Origin of the sequence: Kocuria sp. CCUG 69068 (assembly GCF_020833785.1) — a bacterium.
Classification (GTDB): domain Bacteria; phylum Actinomycetota; class Actinomycetes; order Actinomycetales; family Micrococcaceae; genus Kocuria; species Kocuria rosea.
Map to the genome: position 1 here is coordinate 1 of NZ_PDDL01000187.1, position 3,197 is coordinate 3,197.

Here is a 3,197-nt window from a genome sequence, read left to right on the forward strand (position 1 = left end):
CCGCGAGCTGTCGGCCGCCCGGGCCGTCGAGGCCGAGCGCGTCCTGGCCACCGCCCGCGAACCGGGCGCGACGGCGGACGGCCACCCGGTGCCGGTGCTCGCCAACGTCACGACGCCTGCCGACGCCGGCCGGGCCGTCGCGTTCGGCGCGCAGGGGTGCGGGCTGCTGCGCACGGAGGTCCTGTTCGGCCACCTGGACGACGCCCCGTCGGTCGAGGCGCAGGCGGCCGCGTTCGCCGGGATCGCCGAGGCGTTCGCCGGGCGGCCGGTGACCGTCCGCACCTGGGACGTCGGCGGCGACAAGCCGCTGTCCTTCCTGCCGGCGCCCGACGAGGCGAACCCGTTCCTCGGCGAGCGCGGGCTCCGGCTCATGCGGCGGGCACCGGAGGTGCTCCGCGACCAGCTGACCGCGATCTGTCTGGTGGCCCGGGACCACCCGGTGCACGTCATGTTCCCCATGGTCAGCACCGCCGAGGAGGTGGCGTGGGCGCTGGAGCGGCTCGACGAGGCCTCCTCGGCGATCGGCGGCCGCCCGGCGGGCATGAGGGTCGGCGTCATGATCGAGGTCCCGGCCGCGGCCCTGGCCGTCCGCCGTGTGGCGCAGGGGCTCGACTTCGTGAGCATCGGCACCAACGACCTCGCGCAGTACACGATGGCCGCCGAGCGGGGCAACACCGCGGTCTCGGCGCTGGCGGACGCCCGGCAGCCCGCCGTGCTCGACCTGGTGTCCCAGGTGTGCGCCGAGGTGCCCGAGGGCACGCACGTCGCGGTGTGCGGCGACCTCGCCGGTGACCCGGCCGCGGCGGTGGTGCTCGCCGGGCTGGGCGTCGAGGAGCTCAGCGTGGTGCCCACCCAGGTGGCCCTCGTCAAGGCGCGGCTGCGGGACGTGACGCTGGCCGGTGCGCAGGACCTCGCGCGGCGGGCTCTGGCGTGCGAGTCCGCCGCGGAGGTTCGGGCGCTGCTGGCGGGCGCCGCGGGCGCGATCCCGGGCTGACGGGCGGTGGCTGTCGTGGGGCGTTCTCCTCCCGCCCTCCACCGCACCGTCGCTGACGGTCCGGCGGCCCGGCTCGAGGCCGGCGGAGAAGTGCCCGTAGACTCGGACCCGTGACCGACGCGACGCCGACCCCCGCCAGCAGCCACCTTCCCGAGCAGGTCTCGGAGCTCTTCGACCCCGTGCAGTGGCGGACGGTCGAGGGCTTCCAGGACCTGCAGGACCTCACCTACCACCGCGGTGTGGAGCGGGACGCGGACGGCGCGGTGCTCCGGGACCTGCCGTGGGTGCGGATCGCCTTCGACCGCCCGGAGGTGCGCAACGCCTTCCGGCCGGGCACCGTCGACGAGCTCTACCGCGCGCTCGACCACGCGCGGATGAGCTCGGACGTGGGCGCCGTGGTCCTCACCGGCAACGGGCCCTCCGCCAAGGACGGCGGCTGGGCGTTCTGCTCCGGTGGGGACCAGCGCATCCGCGGCCGCGACGGCTACCGCTACGCCGGGGGCGAGACCGCCGAGAGCATCTACCCGGCCCGCGCCGGGCGGCTGCACATCCTCGAGGTGCAGCGCCTGATCCGCACCATGCCCAAGGTGGTCATCGCCGCCGTCCCCGGGTGGGCCGCGGGCGGCGGGCACTCCCTGCACGTGGTCTGCGACCTCACGATCGCGTCCCGGGAGCACGGGCGGTTCAAGCAGACGGACGCCACCGTCGGCTCCTTCGACGCCGGCTACGGCTCCGCGCTGCTCGCCCGGCAGGTGGGGCAGAAGGCGGCCCGCGAGATCTTCTTCCTCGCCCGGGAGTACGACGCGCAGCGGATGCTCGAGATGGGCGCGGTCAACGAGGTCGTCCCGCACGCGGAGCTGGAGGACGCGGCGATCGCCGCCGCCCGGGACGTGGCGGCCCAGTCCCCGCAGGCGATCCGGATGCTGAAGTTCGCGTTCAACCTGCCCGACGACGGGATGGTCGGCCAGCAGGTCTTCGCCGGCGAGGCGACCCGGATGGCGTACATGACCGACGAGGCCGTCGAGGGCCGGGACGCGTTCCTGGGCAAGCGCGACCCGGACTGGTCCGGCTTCCCCTACTACTTCTAGGCCGGCTGCCGCCGGTGCACGACCCGTCCCCGGGTCGGGAGCCGACCGGCGGCGCGAGGAGGAGGGCCGCGATGGCCGAGCTGATCGTCCCCGGCGACGCCGTGGTCCTCGACGGGCCCGTGCCCGGCGACCCCCTGCGGCTGCTGTCCCCGCTGACCCGCGCGCTGGGCCGGGAGGGCCCCGCCGTCGTCGTGCGGACCTCCGGCTCCACTGGCCGGGCCAAGCGCACGGTCCTCACCCGGGACGCGCTCGCGGCGTCCTCGATGGCCACCGCGGTGCGCACCGGCGGGGTGGGCCAGTGGCTGCTCGCGCTGCCCGTCCACTACGTGGCCGGGGTGCAGGTGCTCGTGCGCTCCCTCTACGCCGGGACGGACCCCGTGGTCCTCGACCCCGCGGCCCGCTTCACCCCGGAGGCCTTCGCGGCGGCGGCCGAGGAGCTGGAGGACCCCGTGCGCTTCACCTCGCTCGTGCCCACCCAGCTGCAGCGGATCCTGGAACCGGCGTCCGGGGTGCGCAACGGGGACGCGGTCTCCGCGCTGAAGAGCTTCTCCGCGGTCCTGCTCGGCGGCTCGGCCGCTCCCCCGCGGCTGCTGGCGGCCGCCCGGGCCGCCAACGTCCGGGTGGTCGTCACCTACGGGATGTCGGAGACGTGCGGGGGCTGCGTCTACGACGGCGTGCCCCTGGACGGCGTCTCCGTGCACGTGGGGACGGAGGGGGCCGAGGACGACGCCCCGCGACCCGGGGTCACCGGCGGGTCCGGGCCGGGCCGGATCTGGCTCGGCGGGGACGTCGTCGCCGCCGGCTACGCCGGGGACCCGGAGCAGACCGCACGGCACTTCCGGGAGGCCGCCGGGACCCGCTGGTACCGCACGGACGACCTCGGCGAGATCTCCGCCGACGGCGTGCTCACGGTGCACGGGCGGGTCGACGACGTGGTGAACACCGGCGGGGTCAAGGTCGCCGCGGGGCTCGTGAGCGCCGCGCTCACGGAGCACCCGGGGGTGCGCCAGGCCCTGGTGCTCGGCGTGCCCGACCCCGAGTGGGGGCAGGCGGTCGGGGCGGCGGTCGTCGCGGCCCCCGGCGCGGACCGCCGGCGGCTGCGCGCCGAGCTCGAG

Annotated in this window: 3 protein-coding genes; all 3 read left to right on the plus strand. The window is 76.4% G+C overall.

The window, feature by feature from the left end:
* A partial coding sequence (locus CRM73_RS18595; protein ID WP_229588721.1) for an aldolase/citrate lyase family protein occupies nt 1–994 on the plus strand: 994 nt, incomplete at its 5' end.
* A gap of 110 nt (nt 995–1,104) precedes the next feature.
* Nucleotides 1,105–2,082, plus strand: a complete 978-nt coding sequence (locus tag CRM73_RS18600; RefSeq protein ID WP_229588722.1) for a 1,4-dihydroxy-2-naphthoyl-CoA synthase — start codon at nt 1,105–1,107, stop codon at nt 2,080–2,082.
* A gap of 71 nt (nt 2,083–2,153) precedes the next feature.
* A partial coding sequence (locus CRM73_RS18605; RefSeq protein WP_229588723.1) for an AMP-binding protein occupies nt 2,154–3,197 on the plus strand: 1,044 nt, incomplete at its 3' end.